This window comes from Nocardioides agariphilus (assembly GCF_015352445.1).
In the GTDB taxonomy this organism is placed as follows: domain Bacteria; phylum Actinomycetota; class Actinomycetes; order Propionibacteriales; family Nocardioidaceae; genus Nocardioides; species Nocardioides agariphilus.
Genome location: NZ_JADKPO010000026.1, coordinates 32266 through 51023, shown reverse-complemented (window position 1 = coordinate 51023; position 18758 = coordinate 32266). Strand labels below are relative to the sequence as shown.

Sequence of the window (18758 nt, the reverse complement as noted above, 5' to 3'; positions counted from 1 at the left end):
GACCCTGAAGCTTCCCTGATAAGCACGTGGGCTCATCGGTTCCGGTGCCCTGAGGTCGTAGCATTCACCGCAGTCCACGAGGACTGGACGGCGGATGTGAGGGCCTGGGGGTTGGTGTGGCGCTGGTTCTAGAGGCGGTGCGTTCGCGCGTACGACGCGCACTCATCGCCCGCAGTCCGGGCATCGACCTGTCCCGCCTCGACCGGGTACCTGAGCGGCTGACCTGGCCGCTCAAGCGCGAGGGCATGGAGCCGGTCGGCCGACTCGAGGAGCTGCGCGAGGCCAAGGGCCCGGTCGCCAAGGTCGTCAACTTCTTGGGCGTCGAGGTCTGGGTGGTCACCGGCGATGCCGAGGCCCGTGAGCTGCTGGCCGACCAGACGTCGTATTCCACCGACATCCGCCCCTACATGGGCAAAGCGGGCAACGCCGAGAACGGCGACATCGGCGGCCTCGGGTTCACCGACCCGCCCGACCACACGCGGCTGCGCAAGCTGCTCACGCCCGAGTTCACGATGCGCCGGCTGGCCAGGCTCAAGCCCGCCATCGACCGGATCATCGAGGACCAGCTCGACGAGACTGAGCGGCTGGGCGCCGACGGCCAGGCCGTCGACTTGGCGCAGACCTTCGCCTTCCCGGTGCCGTTCCTCGTGATCTGCGAGCTGCTCGGCTTGCCGGTCGAGGAGCGCGAGAAGTTCCGCGGCATGGCCAGTGCCCGGTTCGACGTCACCGGCGGCGGTATCGGCACCGTCGGCGCCGTCGCTGGTTCGCGCCAGTTCCTCTTCGAGGAGACCGCGCGGCAGCGCCGCGAGCCGGGGCCCGGTCTGATCGGCCAGATCATCCGAGAGCACGGCGACGAGATCACCGACTTCGACCTGGCCGGCCTGGCTGATGGCGCCTTCACCGGCGGCCTCGAGACCAGTGCCTCGATGCTCGCTCTCGGCACGGCGGTGCTGCTCGACCGCCGCGACGTCTGGGACCTGCTGATCGCCGAGGACCACAGCGTGGTCCCGATCGTCGATGAGCTCTTGCGCTACCTGTCGGTCGTGCAGATCTCCTTCCCGCGGTTCGCCAAGCACGATGTCGTGCTCGGTGGGCAGAAGATCAAGAAGGGTGCCGTGGTGCTCGCGCACCTGCCGGCCGCCAACCGCGACCAGCGCGCCTACCACTCGGCGACGGCCGGGTCCGGCTTCGACCACGGGCAGGCCACGGCATCGCACCTCGCGTTCGGGCACGGCTTCCACCGCTGCGTCGGTGCTGAGCTGGCGCGCATGGAGCTGCGGGCGGCCTACCCCGCCTTGGCCCGGCGCTTCCCGCACCTGACGCTCGCGGTCGACGCCAGCGAGCTGGCCTTCCACGACCGCTCGATCGTCTACGGCGTCGAGTCGCTGCCGGTCTACCTCGACGGCCGCTGACCCGTCAGGTCGCTGACGAACCGGGTGGGTGCAGGACTCGCTCGGTGTGGTGGTCCTGGTGCGGACGTGCGAACAGGTCGCGCAGCAACGCGATCTCGGCGGCGTGGTGGATCTGCTCGTCGACGAGCGTCCGGACCTGGTCACCAGCCGACATCTGCCGCTCCGGAAGGTGGCTGGGGCGAGGCTCGGCCAGGTCTGCCTCGGTGGCCTCGGTCAGCCACAAGGTGATCGCGAGCCGGCTCTCGCGCCAGGCGGCCAAGGCGGACTCGGCCGTGTGCGGCACCTCCAGGTCGGGGAAGGCCAAGGTGCCGTCGCCGAAGGCGTGGTTCCAGTAGATGCGGTTGCCGGCGTTGAGGTGGACCAGTCGCCAGCCGATCGTCGTCATCGGCACGGGGTCGGCCGGGGCGAACTCGTACTCGTAGGTCCAGGCGCCAGGGTGCTGGCCGTCGGGCCGGATGTTCCAGCAGTCGGCGACCGGCTCCCAGAAGAACTCCTCGTCGGTCATCCCCTCGCACCGCTGTCGCAGTCGGCGTCCCGACTGCTCCCACAGTCGGAGCAGGACGCTGACGGCAGACCCAGGTGACGACGCAGGCTCCCCCACGCACCTCAGGTTAGGCGCGAGGGGGAGCCGGACGCATCACCCCGTCAGACCACTAGACGAGGGCGCTCTCCTGCTTCGGCTCCGGCAGGCCGCCGAGCGTGTCGCCGCGGTCGAGCTTGCTCGGCCACCAGATCCTGCCGCCCAGGTCGAGGTTGATGGCCGTGACGAGGACGGACCGGACGATCATCGTGTCGAGGATGACGCCCAGGGCGACGGCCGTGCCGAGTTCGGCGAGGAACACCAGCGGCAGCGTGCCGAGCACCGCGAAGGTCGCCGCGAGCACGAGGCCGGCCGAGGTGATCACGCCGCCGGTCGCGGAGAGCGCCACCAAGGAGCCTTGCCGGGTGCCGCGGGTCTGGGTCTCCTCGCGCACGCGGGTCATCAAGAAGATGTTGTAGTCGATGCCCAGCGCCACCAAGAACACGAAGACGAACAGCGGGAAGGACGCGTCGGCGTGCTCGAAGCCGGACCCCACCTCGAACAGGCGGGTGAAGACCGTGTGGAAGAGGATCGTCGACAAGCCCAGCGCGGCCCCGAAGGACAAGATCACCGTCAGGATCAAGATGAGCGGCGAGAGCAGTGCCCGCAGCAGCAGCATCAAGATGAGCATCACCACGAGGAGCACGATCGGGATGATCACCTTGTTGTCCCGACTCGATGCCTTCTGGATGTCGAGGTAGATCGCGGAGGTCCCGCCGACCAGGGCGTCGGCTCCGTCGACCTGGTGGACGGCGGCGCGCACCGCCTCGACCTTGTCGAAGGCTGCCTGGGTCGCCACGTCGCCCGGGACCGTCGCCGTGATCAGGGCCAGGCCGTCGACCGGTGGGATGGAGGTGTCGGGCTCGCCGACACCGTCCACCGTGGCGATCGCCGCAGCGACGTCTTGGGCCTTGTCTGCCTTGGCCAGCACCTGGATCGGGTTGGAGGTGTCGACCAGGTCGTGGGCGATGAGCACCTGCTGTCCCTTGATGGAGTCGAACTCCTTGGTGTACTGCTCGTCGGTCGACAGCCCGCCGGTGTCCAACTTGAACAGGCCGAGGCAGGCGATGCCGAGGATCACCGCGGTGGTGACCCACACCGCCCGAGGGCGCGGTGAGATGGCCCTGCCGACGCGTGCCCACAGGCCCGTGGCGGTCGGCTCGGGCGAGCCGAAGTGCGGACGCTTGGGCCAGAAGATCCAGCGGCCCACGATGACGAGCAGTGCGGGCAGCAGGGTGATCATCACCAGCAGGGTGACCGCCACACCGATGGCCAGCACAGGTCCGAGGCCGGCCGTGGAGTTCATCTCGGCCAGGCTCAGGCAGAGCATGCCGACCACGACGGTGGCCGCGCTGGCCAGGATCGCCGGCGCCGCCCGGTGCAGCGCGAAGGCCATCGCCTCGTGCCTGTCCTCGTGGCGCCTGAGCTCCTCGCGGTAGCGGGCCACGAGCAGCAGGGCGTAGTCGGTGCCGGCGCCGACGACAAGGACGGTGAGGATGCCTTGGCTCTGACCGTTGACGGTGAGGCCGGCGTACTTGGCCAGGAAGTAGATCACCGCCTCGCTCGTCTGCAGGGCGAACAACGCAGACAAGATGGGCAGCAGCCACAGGATCGGGCTGCGGTAGGTGAACAGCAGGATCAGGATCACCACGCCGAGCGTGGCGAACAGCAGCGTGCCGTCGATGCCGGCGAACGCCTCGGCCGAGTCGGCTACCTGCCCTCCCGCGCCCGTGATGTGGGTCGTGACGCCGTCGATCGCGATGATCTCGCGGAGCTTGTCGGCAGTGTCGGGCAGGTCGTTCCAGCCGTTCTTGCCGAAGTTGTAGGTGACGATCGTCTGGGCCACCTCGCCGTCGGGGGACGGGATCGGCCCGACGACCTCGCCCACGACGCCGTCCATGTCCTGGATCTCGGCGACCTGGGCGTCGATCGCGCCGAGGTCGTCGGCGGTCAGTCCGCCGCTGCGTTCGTAGACCACGACCGTCGGGATGTTGTTCTCGTCTTGACCCGGCAAGGTGGTGAGCTTGTCGAGCGCCTTGGTCGACTCGGCGCTGGAGGGCAGCCACGAGGCTGCCTCGTTGTTCTGGACGTCGGTGAGCTTGGCGGCGAATGCGCTGGCCACGACCACGATGACGAGCCAGGCAGCGAACACCAGCCACTTGGTCACGCGGCCGGTCAGCTTGCCGGCGATCTGACGATGCATGCGCAAACTCCATCACGAGGCGGGGACAGGGGTCATCCGGGTATTCCCCTGACAGACCCTGAGAGGTTGCCCAACTCATCGGATCTGCCTACACGACGTCCGGACGAGCCCGATTGTGACATCCGGGAGCTGGGGATGTGGTGCCCCCGGCCTACAGCCCCAGCGACCGGCCGATGATCTCCTTCTGGATCTCGGTCGTGCCGCCGTAGATGGTGCCGACGCGGGAGTTGAGCCACGCGCGGGCGATCGGGTACTCGGTCATGTAGCCGTAGCCGCCGTGCATCTGCACTCCGCGGTCGACGAGCTTGTTCTGCAGCTCGGTGGTCCAGTACTTCGCCATCGAGGCGGTCTTGGCGTCCAGCTCGCCGCGGATGTGACGCGCGATGCAGTCGTCGACGAAGACCCGGGCGATGTGGGCCTCGGTGGCCATCTCCGCGATCACGAAGCGGTTGTGCTGGAACTTGCCGATGGGGCGCCCGAAGGCCGTGCGCTCCTTGGCGTAGGCCAGCGTCATCTCCACGATGTGCTCACACGCCGCCGCCGAGGCGACGGCCATGGACAGCCGCTCCTGGGAGAGGTTGGTCATCAGCTGCACGAAGCCGCTGCCCTCCTCGCCGAGCAGGTTGGCCTTGGGCACGTGGACATCGGAGAAGAACAGCTCGGCGGTGTCCTGGGCGTGCTGGCCGATCTTGTCGAGGTTGCGGCCGCGCTCGAAGCCCTCCATGCCGCGCTCGACGACCAGCAGCGAGATGCCCTGGTGGCCGGCGTCGGGGTTGGTGCGGGCCACGACGACGACCAGGTCGGAGAGGATCCCGTTGGAGATGAAGGTCTTCTGGCCGTTGAGCACGTAGTGGTCGCCGGCGTCCACGGCGGTGGTGCGGATGCCCTGGAGGTCGGAGCCGGCGCCGGGCTCGCTCATCGCGATCGCCGCGATCGTCTCGCCCGCGCACAGGCCTGGGAACCAGCGGGCGCGCTGCTCGTCGGTGGCGCCGGCGGCGAGGTAGGGGACGATCATGTCGTTGAACAGCGTGAACGCGGCCCCGTAGACGCCTCGGCGCGTCATCTCCTCGCCGATCACCGCGTTGTAGCGGAAGTCGGAGGTGCCGCCGCCGCCGTACTTCTCGTCGAGCTGGAGTCCGAGCAGTCCTTGGGATCCCGCCTTCGCCCACACCTCGCGGTCGGCGATGCCGTCTGCCTCCCACCGATCGTGATGCGGGACGACCTCCTTGTCGAGGAAGGTGCCGACCGCCTCGCGGAAGGCCTCGTGCTCGTCGTCGAAGATCGCCCGCCGCACCCGACCTTCCATGGACGTCATCGTGACAGTGCAACTGTCACGGTGCAAGGCTCACAGGGCTGGATGTCACGATAGGCGCGATGGCTGACCTCCTGCCCGGTGACAACCCCCAGGCCTACATCCCGGGTGACCGTCGGCGCGCGCTCGCGCGCGGCGAGGACCTGCCCCGGCTGACCCGGGGAGCGGCCGTGTTCGTGGACATCTCGGGCTTCACGCCCCTCACCGAAGCGCTCGCCCGCGAGCTCGGCGGACGGCGCGGTGCGGAGGAGCTGTCGGCGACCCTCGACCGGATCTTCGCTGCGCTGATGGAGCCCCTGCATGCCTGGGACGGCAGCGTCGTCTACTTCAGCGGAGACGCCGTCACCGCCTGGATCGACGGCGACGACGGGAGCCGAGCGACCGCCTGTGGACTGGCGATGCAGAAGGTGATGTCGCGGGTCGGTGTCGTCACCACGCCCGGCGGCAGCATGATCGGGCTCGGCGTCAAGGTGGCCGTGGCGGTCGGCGAGGTGCACCGCTTCGTGGTCGGCGACCCGCGGGTGCAGCTGATCGACGTGCTGGCCGGCGCGCTGATGGACTCGCTGGCCGCGGCTGAGCAGCAGTCCTTGCCCGGCGAGGTGGTGCTCGACGCCGGTGCGCTGCGATCCCTGGGCGACCGGGTCCAGCTCCGCGACACGCGTGAGGGCGAGGCCGGGGCGGTCGGTGTGGTGGCGGCACTCGTCGACGACCTCTTCCCGCCGGACACCCCGGAGCGGTGGCCCAACCTTCCCGAGGAGACCACGCGCCAGTGGCTGCTGCCGCCCGTGTGGGACCGCATGGTCGAGGGCCGCGGCGAGTTCCTGGCGGACCTGCGGCCCGCCGTACCCGTCTTCGTGCGCTTCGGGGGCCTGGACTTCGAGGGCGACCCGCGCGCGCCCGAGGTCCTCGACGACTTCGTCACGCGCGCCGAGCTGGCGATGGAGGAGCAGGGTGGCTATGTCCTCCAGCTCACGATCGGTGACAAGGGCGCCTACCTGTACGCCGTGTTCGGCTCGCCGATCGCCCACGAGGACGACGCCGCGCGGGCCTGCGAGTCGGCGTTGCGGTTGCTCGAGATCGCCGCGGAGGTTCCCGTGACCGACGTGCAGATCGGCGTGGCCACCGGACGACTGCGCAGCGGCACCTACGGCCACCGCGAGCGTCGGACGTTCTGCTGCCTGGGCGACGCGGTCAACCTGGCTGCCCGCCTGATGACCCGCGCACCCGCAGACGGCATCTGGGTGCATGGCGACGTGGCGACCGCCGCCGACGAGAGGTTCGTGTGGGAGGAGCTGCCGTCCGTCACCGTCAAGGGCCGTCAACAGCTGGTGCCCGTACGCCGGCTGCTCGACCGCGCGGCCAGGCGGCGGCCCGGAAGTCACACCGACCTCAACCCGATGGTCGGCCGCGAGGCGGAGCTCGAGCGTCTGCGCGGGCTGTGGCAGTCGGCCGACAGCGGCCGCGGGCAGGTTGTGGTCGTGCAGGCGGAGGCCGGCACGGGCAAGTCGCGCCTGGTCGACGAGCTCGTCGGCGAGATGGCGGCGGCCGGCGTCGTGGTGGCCAGGGGAGAGGCGACACCGATCGCCACCGAGGCGACGTACGCCGCCTGGCGCGATGTCTGGACCGACCTGCTCGGCCTGGACCCCGAGGGCCTCACTCCCGAGAGCGTCATCGCCGCAGTGTCCAAGCAGGAGCCCACCCTGGCCGGCCGTGCTCCGCTGCTGGGCCCCGTGCTCGGGCTGGCGATCCCGGACAGCGAGCTGACGGCATCGTTCGACGGCGAGCTGCGCAAGGCCTCGCTCGAGGACCTGCTGCGACGGCTGCTGGCCGTGCGAGCCGAGGCCGCAACCCTGGCCGTGGTCGTGGAGGACGCGCACTGGATCGATGCCCTGTCTCGCGACCTGCTGGAGGCACTCGCTCGTGCGACCACGAGCATCCGCGTGCTGCTGGTGCTCACCTCGCGACCCGACGGCACCGCGCTGGCGGGCCTGCCCGTCGGTCGCGGTGACCACATCACCGACCTCGTGCTGGAGGGGCTCGGCGCCGACGCCGCGGCGGCGCTGGTCCGCGCCCGGCACGCCGCACTGACCGGACGTGCGGCCAGCGACGAGCTGGTCGCCACCGTCATCGGTCGCGCCGAGGGCAACGCGTTCTACCTCGAGCAGCTGGTCGACTACGTGCTGGCGCACACCACCACCGAGGAAGGTGAGGTCGATCCCGACGCCCTCGAGCTGCCGCCGAGCCTGCACAGCCTGGTGCTGAGCCGCATCGACGCCCAGCCCGAGGGTCCGCGCCGCGCCGTCAAGGTCGCGAGCGTGATCGGTCGCGCGTTCCGCTCGCCGCTGGTCGCGCGGGCCTATCCCGACCTCGGCACGGAGACACACGTCCACGACGAGCTGGTCTCGCTGACACCGACCCGACTCATCGACCTGGAGGATCCCCGCGACCGGACGTTCGCGTTCGGGCACGCGGTGACACGAGATGTCGCCTACGACTCCTTGCCGTTCGCGATGCGCTCGCTGCTGCACGGCCAAGTCGGGGACGCTCTCGAGCGCGAACCCGATGGCGCGTCGCGACACCTCGACCTGCTGGCCTACCACTACTCACGCAGCGGCGACGTCGCCAAGAAGCGGCTCTACCTGCGGGCGGCGGCTGACGCGGCGAGGGCGGCGTACGCCAACGAGGCGGCCATCTCCTACCTGGAGCAGGTGCTCCCGCTGGTCGACGACGACGAGCGCAACGGCGTACTGCTCCAGCTCGCCGAGTCGCTCGAGGTGCGCGGTGACTGGGCCGCGGCCGAGGAGGCGGTGTCGCGCGCACGGGAGGCGGCCGAGGCCGTCGACGACGTCGCAGGGGTCGCACGCGCGCGCACGGCCACCGCCGAGCTGGCCCGCAAGCAGGGGAGGTACGTCGAGGCCGAGAGTGAGCTGGCGGCTGCCGAGGAGGCGTTCGTCGGCGTGGGCGACGACGCGGGCCGCGCGCGCATCCTCCACCTGCGCGGCACGCTCGCCTCCCAACAAGGGCACCCCGAGCAGGCGCGGTCGGCCTACGAGGGCAGCCTGGGCGTGCGCCAGCAGCTGGGGGACGAGGCCGGCGTGGCCGCCCTGCTCACCAACCTGGCCCTCGTCGCCGAGGACGAGGGCGACCTCGACGAGGCCGAGCGCCTGGGACAGGAGGGCCTCGAACGCCGCCGAGCACTCGGTGACCGGCGGGCCGTCAGCGTGTCGCAGACCAACATGGGCATGCTCGCCACCGTGCGGGGAGACCTCCCCCAGGCCTTCGACCGGTTCGTCGAGGCCCACGCCCTGGCCGACGAGGTCGGCGACCGTTGGCTCACCGCCGTCGGGCTGCACAACCTCGGCAACGTCACGCGCGACCTCGGACGCCTCGACGAAGCCGCCGCCCACTTCCGGCCGGCCCTCGACGCGTACGCCGAGAACGACGATCGCTGGTCGCTGGCCCACGTCTTCGAGGACGTCGCCGTGTGGCTGCTCGCGCGCGGGCCCGAGGGAGACGCCGATGCGGTCTCGCTGCTGGCAGCCGCCGAGCGGCTGCGAGACGAGATCGGTGCTCCACGGTTCCCGCCCACCGAGGCCGCCCTCGAGGAGGCTCTCCAGCCCGCGCGTGCGCGCACTCCCGCCGACGTACTGGATCGGGCGGCGGTCTCGGGGAGAACGGACGACCTGGACCTGGTGGTCCGACGAGCTGGTCTGCTCCTGTCCGACTAGACGTTACCCGCCTATAACGACGCGGTCTGGACCTGTGGAACTGTCGGCTTGCGAACGGTTTCGTTACCGATTGCTCAGGTATCGTACGCATGCTGCTCTCGGGGGAACCGTCCTTCTGACAGGGAGGACGTCGTGAGCTGTCAGGGGGGTCCTGCGCTGTGTCCACGTCGCTTCGTTCGACGAAGTCCACCTCATCCGCGCCACGACGCCGGCTGCTGACCGCAGTCGTGGCGGTCGCGGCCGTCGTCACGGGGCCTCTGGTCGTGGCCGGCACGCCGGCACAGGCGGTGCCGATCGACTCCGGGTGGTCGGTGACTGCCTCGCCAGGAGCTGCCACCGTCACCGCGCAGAACGACGGCAGCACGTCCGCGGCGTCGTTCAGCTACAACATGAACCCTGCTGGCCAGAACACCACCCGGAGCTGGGACTTCACCGCGACCGCATCCCAGACCGCGACCACCGGAAGCCCGATCAAGGTGCCCTGGAGCTGGCAGGGGCTGCACGCCTGGTTCAACGTGAGGGCGAGCCTCGACATGATCGTCGACGGCGTCGTGGTCAAGAACCTCGTGGCCGCTGGCCCCAACAACTGCTGCGCCACTCCGTCCAACGGCTTCTTCTACGGCAACGTGGCGGTGTTCGACAACGTGCCCGCCGGTCACACCTACGGCTTCCGGCTCTCCGGGTCCAACGGCGACAGCAACAACTTCCTGCGCGGCACCTTCACACTCAGCAACAAGCCGTTCATCGACGCCACGCTCGGCCGGGACAACCGCCAGTGGCTCGGTGCCCAGACGATCACGCCCGGTGGCACCGACGGCACGCTCGACGAGTCCAACGAGGCCCGCTGGTACAGGTTCCTCGTCTTCCCGGGCCAGAAGGTCACCGTGACCATGCCCGACCCGCCGAAGGACTACGACCTCGCCCTCTACGGCGACATCGACTCCTTCTTCGAGCGCCTCAACTCGGGCGAGGACATCGCCCAGCTCGCGGCCGCAACTGCGGGCGCGCCGAGCGCCGAGACCGAGGTGCCTGACTATCCGAACGCCGTGTCGCAGGTGCCGACCACGGCGGCGGAAGCCGCGGGGCCGCAGTTCGCGCCGCGGGTCTATGCGCCGCGGGTCTACGCGCCGCGGGTGTATGCGCCGCGGGTGTATGCGCCGCGGGTGTATGCGCCGCGGGTGTATGCGCCGCGGGTCTACGCACCTGACTCCTATGCGCCCGACCTCACCTCCAACGAGGGCTTCCGCAACGCGTTCTCCAGCGCCCAGACCCTCGCCCTGCGCACGGTCTCGGTCAACACGGGCACGCAGACAGAGATCGTCTCGGCGGCGACCGGCGGCACCAACGGCAAGTACTTCTACGTCCGGGTGCAGGGGCATGACGACAAGGCGTTCGACAAGAGCTCGCCGTTCCACCTCGATCTCGCCATCACCGGAGGGGCGAACTGCGCCAACCTTCCGGTGATCGACGACCCGACTCCCAGCCTCCCACCGACCGACGCCACGCCGACGACCCTGATCCTCACCGACACCAACAAGCTGGGCGTGGTCGACGATCCGGACCCAGCCGTCGTCGACGACCCCTACGACGTCTACATGAAGTCTCTCGACGACCTGGCTGCGGCGACCAACGGTCTGGTCATCGACGTCAGCAAGGACGCCCAGGTGGGCGCCCTGCAGCTCATGGCCGCCGCCAACCCCGAATGCCCCTACGCGGTCAACCTGGTGGGGGACATGATCAACGCCCTGGTCGACCCCTACCGCGACACGCTGCAGAACATCGTGATCGCGGGCGGTGACGAGGTCATCCCGTTCTTCCGCTACCCCGACACGGCCGGCATCGGTGCGGAGAGCCAGTTCGCCTCGACGATGATCAGTGACACGCAGGCAGGCGCCAGCCTGGCCCAGGACCAGTTCCTCAGCCAGGACGCCTACGGCGCCTCGAAGGAAGTCACGATCAGCGGCATCACCCTGCCGGTGCCCGAGCTGGCAGTGGGGCGGCTGGTGAAGACCTACGACGAGATCGAGTCGACCATCGCCCACTACCTCGACCTGACGCCCGAAGCCGACGGCAGCCGCAACCTGCCGATCCAGGGCGACGGTGCATCGCTGGTGACCGGCTACGACTTCCTCGCCGACGCCGCCACGGCCGTCAAGAAGGAGTTCCAGACCGCGCTGCCCAACGGGAACAATGACGAGCTGATCTCCCCGCTCGGCACTGCGCCGGCCGACTCGTGGACCGCCGAGCGGTTGCGGCGCAAGCTGTTCGACAGCCACCACGATCTCGTCTACCTCGCAGGTCACTTCAGCGCCAACGACACGCTCGCTGCCGACTTCGACCAGGTCAACACCTTCAAGGCCAGCGAGCTGGGCGAGGACGGCAACACCACCAAGCTGACCGACACCCTCGTGCTCAGCGCCGGCTGCCACTCCGCCTACTCCATCATCGACGGGCAGCAGAGCGCCAACATCGACCCCGCGGACTGGACCCAGCAGATGGCCCGCCAGCACGCGGTGCTCATCGGCGGCACCGGCTACCAGTACGGCGACAGCGACCTGCTGCAGTACAGCGAGCGGCTCTACCTGGGCATCGCCCAGCGGCTGCGCGAGGGCCCCGAGACCGGTGGCGCGCCGGCGGTCGAGATCGGCAAGGCACTCGCGCTCGCCAAGCAGGACTACCTGGCTTCGGTGACGACTCTCGAGGGCATCGACCAGAAGGCCGTGCTCCAGGCGACCCTCTACGGCCTGCCGATGACCGGCTTCGCCGCCAAGGGCCACCAGCCGATCGACGGCGCGACGTCGGTGGCCGACCCGGACCCGGTCACGACCCCTGTGACAGATCCGCCTACCCCGCCCAGTCCCGGAGCGATCCTCGGCCTCTACACCGACGACCTCGAGGTCGACGACATCCCGACCGTCCGCGAGACCAAGGTGGTCGACGAGGCCAAGCCCATCAACGGCACCGGCGAGCTGACCTGGCTGACCGGCGCCGAGGGCGAGGTCGTCACCCAGCCGGGTGCGCCCACCCTGCCCAAGCACGTCGTCGACGTGACGGTCGACGACAATCCCGACCTGGTGCTGCGCGGCGTCGGCTTCCGGAGCGGGAAGTACACCGAGCAAGGGGGCGTCATCCCGCTGACCGGCTCACCGGCAGTCGAGGGCTCGACACCCAACAGCACGTTCTTCTCGCCGGCCTTCTGGCCGCAGAAGCTGGCAACGCCCAACTACTTCGGAGCGCTGGGCGACAGCGGCCGCACGTCGCTGATCCTGACGCCGGCGCAGTACCGCAACGACCCCGGTGTGACCGATCCCGATTCGCTGAACGTGACCAACACCGAGCGCGCCTATGAGGACCTCGGCTTCCGTCTCTACTACTCCGGCGTCCAGCCGGTGGAGGCCGGCCAGAACCAGCCGTCAGTCGCTACGGCGCCCAGCATCACCGACGTAGTGGGCGGGATGGGTACCGACGGCCAGGTGCACTTCTCGGTGCGAGCCACCGGTGACCCGTCCGCAGGCGTCCAGGAGGTCTGGGTCACCTGGACCAGCGGGCCGGGAGGCGATCACGTCGGCTACTGGGCCTCGGTCAACCTGGCCCAGGACGACCTCGACTCGACCCACTGGACCGGCGCGATGCCGATGCCGGCTGGTGTCGACCGTCAAGACATCCGGTTCCTGGTGCAGGCAGCCAACGGTGTCGGCGCGGTCGGCCTCGACACGGCCGAGGGTGACGGCTACTCGGTGGGCGGTGTCGGCACGATCGACACCTCCGTCGTCAAGCTCGCCCAGGTCACACCCGACTCCGACGCACCGCTCGGCGTCACGGCCTTGGTGACCGACAACGCCGGTCAGCCCATCGCCGACCGCCGGGTCGTGTTCACCGTGCGTCAGGGCACCACTGACCTCTTCGGGTTCGAGGGCTCGACCGACGAAAACGGTCTGCTGGCACTCGGCCGTCCAGACGGCCAGGCCCTTCCCATCGGCGCGTTCACGGTCGTGGCCTACATCTTCGACGCCCAGAGCAACATCAGCGACACCGACAGCCTCGATGTCGACCCTGCACGGCTGAGCCTGAGCGCTGTCGGCACGGCCTCGCCGTTCGGCGCAGTGGCCGAGGTCGTCGACCTCGGTGACCAGCCGATGGTCGGACGCACGATCAAGTGGACGGTGCTGCGCCACGGTGTCGCCCTCTACGACTCGCAGGAGACGGCCACCGGCCCCGACGGCACGACTGCTGCGCCTGCGCCGACCGACGGGAAGGTCCCGGCCGGTCCGCTCACGGTGCGCGCCCAGCTGCTCGACGCCGCGGGCGAGGTCATGCAGACCGAGGACCTCGACGTGGTGATCGACGGGCTGGTCATCGAGCCGAACCCCGCCTACCTCGAGACGCAGCCGGACACCGCCTTCCCGTCGCTGTCGATCCACGTCAGCGATCCCCGGGGCGCCGTCGCCGGTGCCGCGGTCGAGGTGACGCTGCCTGAGGTGGTCATCGGGCAGCCCGGGGCGACCTCCGCAGGCTTTGCCGGCTCGCCGCCGACGGTGACGTTGACGACCGACGAGTCCGGCAACGCCGACGTGCCGACCATGACGGCAGGGCCTACCCAGGGCTCGTTCCTGCTGACGATGACCTCTCCGGGGTCCGTGGGGGCGTCGGTGCCGATGGCGGTCCAGTACGGCATCGGAACCTTCGTCTCGCCCGTCTCGTCCACGACCACCACCAACTCGTCCGGCACCACGCCGGTGAAGGTGGCGGTCCTGGACGCCAGTGGCCAGCCGTTGTCGGATACCGATGCCGCGGCCCTGCTCAGTGCGGGGCAGATCCAGATCCGCTGGATGAAGACCACCGCGCCCGCATCAGCCTGGTCCGAAGTGCCGAGCTCGCTGATCAGCTACGTCGCGAGCCGGGACTTCTACCAGGCCGACCTGAAGGCGTCGAGGCTGGGGTGGACCAAGCCCAACAGCTACGTGGTGGAGTTCCGGGTGCTGGCCTCCGGCAGCACGCCGACTCCAGACGTGCAGAGCGACTTCGACCTCGGCAGCAGGTACTTCACCATCACGGTGACGAAGTAGGCAGGCCCTCGGCCCGGTTGAGGTGCGCCAGCATCGAGGCCGGGCCGAGGTCGGCCAGCGAGTATCCGTGGGGATAGGTCCGCGGCTGGTGCACGAACGGCTCCCGGCGGGGCGGGGCGAGGTGACGTAGCGCCCAGGCCCGCAGCCGTAGCGACCGCTTCAGCGCAGCAACGAGCCATCGGGGCTGTGGTGGCAGGCCCAGAACCTGACGCAACGGCTCGTCCATCATCGCGATGGCGACCGCCCGGGTGAGCGGGCCGGTCGGGACGCGGGCGGTCTCGCGGCCGATCCGGATCGTGGCCTCGGCGAGACGCCTGGCCGCGGGTGTGTGCGCGAAGCGCTCGGCCTCGTAGTCGCGCAGCAGCCGGTGGTAGCCGTCGTAGGTCCTCGGCAGTCCCTTCAGGCCCATCAGCTCGCCGAACCTCGTGGTGACGCGGGCGATCGCGGTCAGCTCGTGGGGATGCAGCTCGCGCCAGCCGAACTCACGGATCCACTCCACCGGTCCGACGATGGTGGTGGCCAGCACGTAGTGGAACTGGTCCTCGGGAATGTCGTAGTGGCCGTGGATCCGGTTCAGCCGGCGCAGCGCCGCGTGGGATCGGGCTGAGTCGATGCCGTCGAGCGTCGCCTCGTCGCCCACCAGCAGGGTGTCGTCGTACCGCTTGACGCCGCGGTGCTCGAACTCGCCGGTGCGGTCGAGAAGGGCCGCGATGGCCGGGATGCCGTAGTCGCGCATGAACGCGATGCCCGTGCCCTGCTGGTAGTCCCACGGGAACTCGTGCCGGCTGGTCAGGGCCAGGATCTCGTCGGCGTCGCGCTCGGGGTCGAGCCGCTCGATCGTGCGCAGGTTGTCGAAGCGGCCTCGGCGATGGGCCGATGGGCGCAGCCTCAAGAGGTCCATTCCTTGAGCTGGCGCACCGTCGCCGCAGGGTCCTGGCTCACCGGAGCCACCATCAGGTTGGTGACGCCCGCCTCGGCATAGGCCGCGATCCGCTCCCGCACGTAGCTTGCGGGGCCGACCAGGTTGGTCGCCTCGAGCCACTCCAGCGGCACCTTGGCCTCGGCGTCGCGCTTGTTGCCGCCGAGGTAGAGGTCCTGGACCTGCTTGGCCTCCTTCTCGTAGCCGTACTGACAGGCCAGGTCGTTGTAGAAGTTCTTGCCCCGGGCACCCATGCCACCGACGTAGAGGGCGAAGAAGGGGCGGGCGAAGTCGAGCAGCGCCTTGGTATCGGCCCCTTCGCCGATCGCGACGAGGCCACCGGCAGAGATCTCGAGCGGCCCGAGACCCTGCTGTCGCTTGGCGTTGCCACGCGCCAGGGCGTCGCCCCACACCTGGTGCGCCTTCTCCGGGTGGAACAGGAACGGCAACCAGCCGTCGGCGTACTCGGCCGTCGCCTCGACGTTCTTCTGCCCGAGGGCGGCGATGTAGATGGGTACGACGGAGCGCTCGGGCCTGGTCAGCAGCTTCAGCGGCTTGCCGAGCCCGGTGCCCAGTCCCTCGGGGAGGGGCAGCGGGTAGAGACCCTCGTTGCGCAGCGTCTCGCGGCGCAGACCCCGGCGGACGAGATCGACGATCTCGCGCGTGCGAGCCAACGGCTTGTCGTAGGGGACTCCGTGGAAGCCCTCGATGACCTGCGGGCCGCTCGCGCCGAGCCCCAGGATCGCCCGTCCCTGCGAGACGTTGTCGAGGCCGGCTGCCGTCTGCAGCAGGGCCCCCGGTGTGCGGGAGTAGATGTTGAGGATGGCCGATCCGATCTCGACGCGCTCGGTCTTGGCCGCCAGGTAGCCCATCAGCGTGGGGGAGTCGAAGCCGTAGGCCTCCGGCACCCAGACCGTGTCGAGGCCGGCCGACTCCAAGGCGGCCACCTGGTCGGCAGCCTCGCGCGGGTTGCCGGAGTACATCAGCTGGGTCGCGAGCTTCACGTCCTCGACTGTGACAGAGCCGCTGTCACGGTCGCAAGGACCTCAGACTCTCGGCGATCGGCACCCGAGGTGGGAGCATGGTGGCGTGATGAACGCCCCGGGCGGTCGCCCGCTCCTGGAGCAGATCCGGGCCAGCGTGATCGGTGACGACCAAGTGCTGCCAGGGCCCTACGGACCTCGCCGGGTGACCTACGCCGACTACACCGCGTCGGGACGCGCGCTGAGCTTCATCGAGGACTTCATCCGTGGCGAGGTGCTCCCGCGCTATGCCAACACCCACACCGAGGCGAGCGGCACCGGTCTCCAGACGACCCGCCTGCGTGAGGACGCCCGCCGGATCATCCGCGATGGCGTGGGGGGAGACGATGAGACCGTCGTCCTCTTCGCCGGCTCCGGCACGACCGGGGCGATCGAGAAGCTGATCGGCATCCTGGGCCTGCGCATCCCGTCGGCTCTCGAGGACCGCCATCACCTGAGCGACCACATCGCCGCGGACGACCGGCCGGTCGTCTTCATCGGGCCCTTCGAGCACCACTCCAACGAGCTGCCCTGGCGCGAGTCGATCGCCGACGTGGTCACCATCCCCGAGGACGCCGACGGTCACATCGACCAGGACCAGCTGCGCAGCGAGCTGGAGCGGTACGCGGACCGGCCGCTGTTGATCGGCTCGTTCTCCGCGGCGAGCAACGTGACCGGCATCGTGTCCGACACCTACGGCATCACCTCACTGCTGCACGACCACGGCGCCTTGTCCTTCTGGGACTTCGCGGCCTGCGCCCCTTACGTCGACATCGAGATGTACCCCGGACAGGGTGCTGCCGCGAGCGCCTACAAGGACGCCATCTTCTTGTCGCCGCACAAGTTCATCGGCGGGCCGGGCACCCCGGGTGTGCTCGTCATCAGGCGTGAGCTGCTCACCAACCGGGTGCCTGTGACCCCCGGGGGAGGGACCGTGAGCTACGTCAACCCCGTCGACCACCGCTATCACGACGACCCGGTGCATCGGGAGGAGGGCGGCACCCCCGCGATCGTGGAGTCGATCCGCGCGGGTCTAGTCTTCCAGCTCAAGGCCGCAGTCGGCACCGAGGCCATCGCCCAGCACGAGGAAGCGCTGCTCGAGCGAGCCGTGACGGCGTGGGTTGCCGAGCCCTCGATCGAGATCCTCGGCAACCTCGCAGCCAAGCGGCTGTCCATCATCAGCTTCGTGGTGCGCGCGCCGAGCGGCCGCTACCTGCACCACAACTACGTCGTCGCCCTGCTCAACGACCTCTTCGGCATCCAGACCAGGGGTGGGTGCTCGTGCGCCGGACCGTACGGACACCGCCTGCTCCACATCGACCTGGATCACTCGCACCGCTTCGAACGCCAGATCGCCGGCGGGTGCGAGGGCATCAAGCCGGGATGGGTGCGCGTGAACTTCAACTACTTCGTCGCGGACGAGGTCGTCGACTACATCATCGAGGCGGTGCGGATGGTCGCTCGCGATGGCTGGCGGCTTCTCGGCGACTACACCTTCGATCCCCCCACCGGCATGTGGCACCACCGATCCGGAGCCCCCGACCCGCCCCTGCGCCTGTACGACGTGACCTACGACGCCAGCGGAGCGATGACCTACCCGCACCATGACGACACCGCCGAGGTGTCGGAGCTCCAGGGCTACCTGGCCCAGGCGCAGCGGGTCTTCGACGCGGCCAGCCCGCCCGACGGTGAGCGTCCCGCCAGGCTCGGCGAGGACTTCGACGCATTGCGCTGGTTCGAGCTTCCGGAGGTCTGCGTCACACGAGCTCGGTGACCCCTGTGAGCCGGTCCAGCACGGCGTGCCAGCCCTCGACCAGGCCCGCCATCTCGGACCGGTCGTGCGGCGAGGTGTGCTGCACGGTGACCAGGGTCCCAGCACCGCGGGCCTCGAAGGTGACCTCGACGGTGCCGGGAACCGGCTCGACCTCGTCACCGGACACCCAGGCCCAGTCGAACACCAGGCGTCGCGGCTCGTCGACCTCGGTGAAGTGCCCGCGGACGCCGAAACCGGCCGCCCGGCTATGGATCGCGTAGGCCGCTCCCGGCTCCGGTGACCAGTCGTAGGTGGTGTCGGGGAGCATCGGCCACCACCACCGGGCCAGTTCGGCGGGGTTGCTCCAGGCGCGCCAGGCCCGTGGTACCGGGACCGGGACGTGACGGGTCAGCGTGACAGTGGCCATCAGGTCTCCTTTGTGCTGTCGATGACGTGCATCTCGAAGCGGTCGAGCAGGTTGCTCCACATCAGACGTGTGCTCATCGCCCAGGCCCCCAACTCCTGCAGGCTGCCTGGGTTGAGGCGCAGCACCGTGGTGCGGCCGTGCTTGTCCTTGGTGACCAAGCCGCCATCGAGGAGCACCTTGAGGTGCTTGTCGACGGCAGGCAGCGTGACGCCCAGCTCGGCGGCCAGGTCACTCATGGACGCAGGTCCACGGGAGAGGCGTTCGATGATCTCGCGGCGCGGGGCCGAGGCGATCGCCTGCGCCGAGGCGTCCAGCGAATACTTCACCATATAGTGA

11 protein-coding genes are annotated in these 18758 nt (G+C 69.6%); 4 read left to right on the top strand and 7 right to left on the bottom strand.

The features are described 5' to 3' along the window. Nucleotides 1–116 precede the first annotated feature (116 nt). Nucleotides 117–1412 (top strand): cytochrome P450, encoded by a 1296-nt coding sequence (locus tag ISU10_RS17185; protein ID WP_370865589.1) that lies wholly within the window; start codon nt 117–119, stop codon nt 1410–1412. A 4-nt stretch (nt 1413–1416) separates the two neighbouring features. Here ISU10_RS17185 and ISU10_RS17180 read toward each other — a convergent pair whose 3' ends face one another. From ISU10_RS17180 to ISU10_RS17170, 3 genes are all read right to left on the bottom strand, one after another. Continuing rightward, complete coding sequence (locus tag ISU10_RS17180; protein WP_194697651.1) at nt 1417–2013, bottom strand: DinB family protein; 597 nt, start codon at nt 2011–2013, stop codon at nt 1417–1419. Between the two features lie 52 nt (nt 2014–2065). After that, nucleotides 2066–4195 (bottom strand): MMPL family transporter, encoded by a 2130-nt coding sequence (locus ISU10_RS17175; protein ID WP_194697650.1) that lies wholly within the window; start codon nt 4193–4195, stop codon nt 2066–2068. 151 nt (nt 4196–4346) lie between these two features. Next, nucleotides 4347–5510 (bottom strand): acyl-CoA dehydrogenase family protein, encoded by a 1164-nt coding sequence (locus ISU10_RS17170; RefSeq protein ID WP_194697649.1) that lies wholly within the window; start codon nt 5508–5510, stop codon nt 4347–4349. A gap of 59 nt (nt 5511–5569) precedes the next feature. Here ISU10_RS17170 and ISU10_RS17165 point away from each other — a divergent pair, with 59 nt between their 5' ends. Both ISU10_RS17165 and ISU10_RS17160 read left to right on the top strand, forming a co-directional pair. Then, entirely contained in the window at nt 5570–9235 is a 3666-nt protein-coding gene (locus ISU10_RS17165) for a tetratricopeptide repeat protein (RefSeq protein ID WP_194697648.1), read from the top strand. A gap of 158 nt (nt 9236–9393) precedes the next feature. Continuing rightward, complete coding sequence (locus ISU10_RS17160; protein WP_194697647.1) at nt 9394–14301, top strand: hypothetical protein; 4908 nt, start codon at nt 9394–9396, stop codon at nt 14299–14301. Here ISU10_RS17160 and ISU10_RS17155 read toward each other — a convergent pair. Together ISU10_RS17155 and ISU10_RS17150 are read right to left on the bottom strand one after the other, a co-directional pair. Then, nucleotides 14285–15202: an oxygenase MpaB family protein gene (locus tag ISU10_RS17155; RefSeq protein ID WP_194697646.1), complete on the bottom strand. Its 918-nt coding sequence runs from the start codon at nt 15200–15202 to the stop codon at nt 14285–14287. The genes ISU10_RS17160 and ISU10_RS17155 overlap by 17 nt on opposite strands. Next, nucleotides 15190–16224, bottom strand: a complete 1035-nt coding sequence (locus ISU10_RS17150) for an LLM class F420-dependent oxidoreductase (RefSeq protein WP_194697645.1) — start codon at nt 16222–16224, stop codon at nt 15190–15192. Before ISU10_RS17150 ends, ISU10_RS17155 begins: the two co-directional genes overlap by 13 nt. Before the next feature lie 88 nt (nt 16225–16312). Between ISU10_RS17150 and ISU10_RS17145 the strand changes: the two genes are divergently transcribed. Continuing rightward, complete coding sequence (locus ISU10_RS17145) at nt 16313–18016, top strand: aminotransferase class V-fold PLP-dependent enzyme (RefSeq protein ID WP_194697644.1); 1704 nt, start codon at nt 16313–16315, stop codon at nt 18014–18016. Here the strand turns inward: ISU10_RS17145 and ISU10_RS17140 are convergent. Beyond that, on the bottom strand, nt 18000–18422 hold the full coding sequence (locus tag ISU10_RS17140; RefSeq protein WP_194697643.1) for an SRPBCC family protein: 423 nt from the start codon (nt 18420–18422) through the stop codon (nt 18000–18002). The genes ISU10_RS17145 and ISU10_RS17140 overlap by 17 nt on opposite strands. After that, the gene (locus ISU10_RS17135; RefSeq protein ID WP_194697642.1) at nt 18422–18751 is read right to left on the bottom strand and encodes an ArsR/SmtB family transcription factor; all 330 of its coding nucleotides are present in this window, start codon (nt 18749–18751) and stop codon (nt 18422–18424) included. Before ISU10_RS17135 ends, ISU10_RS17140 begins: the two co-directional genes overlap by 1 nt. Nucleotides 18752–18758: the final 7 nt, after the last annotated feature.

What these genes read in the sequence shown, in the direction of transcription:
- ISU10_RS17155 (WP_194697646.1), bottom strand. Translation starts at nt 15,202, where the DNA reads ATGGACCTCTTGAGGCTGCGCCCATCGGCCCATCGCCGAGGCCGCTTC.
- ISU10_RS17165 (WP_194697648.1), top strand. Translation starts at nt 5,570, where the DNA reads ATGGCTGACCTCCTGCCCGGTGACAACCCCCAGGCCTACATCCCGGGT.
- ISU10_RS17175 (WP_194697650.1), bottom strand. Translation starts at nt 4,195, where the DNA reads ATGCATCGTCAGATCGCCGGCAAGCTGACCGGCCGCGTGACCAAGTGG.
- ISU10_RS17140 (WP_194697643.1), bottom strand. Translation starts at nt 18,422, where the DNA reads ATGGCCACTGTCACGCTGACCCGTCACGTCCCGGTCCCGGTACCACGG.
- ISU10_RS17170 (WP_194697649.1), bottom strand. Translation starts at nt 5,510, where the DNA reads ATGACGTCCATGGAAGGTCGGGTGCGGCGGGCGATCTTCGACGACGAG.
- ISU10_RS17135 (WP_194697642.1), bottom strand. Translation starts at nt 18,751, where the DNA reads ATGGTGAAGTATTCGCTGGACGCCTCGGCGCAGGCGATCGCCTCGGCC.
- ISU10_RS17145 (WP_194697644.1), top strand. Translation starts at nt 16,313, where the DNA reads ATGAACGCCCCGGGCGGTCGCCCGCTCCTGGAGCAGATCCGGGCCAGC.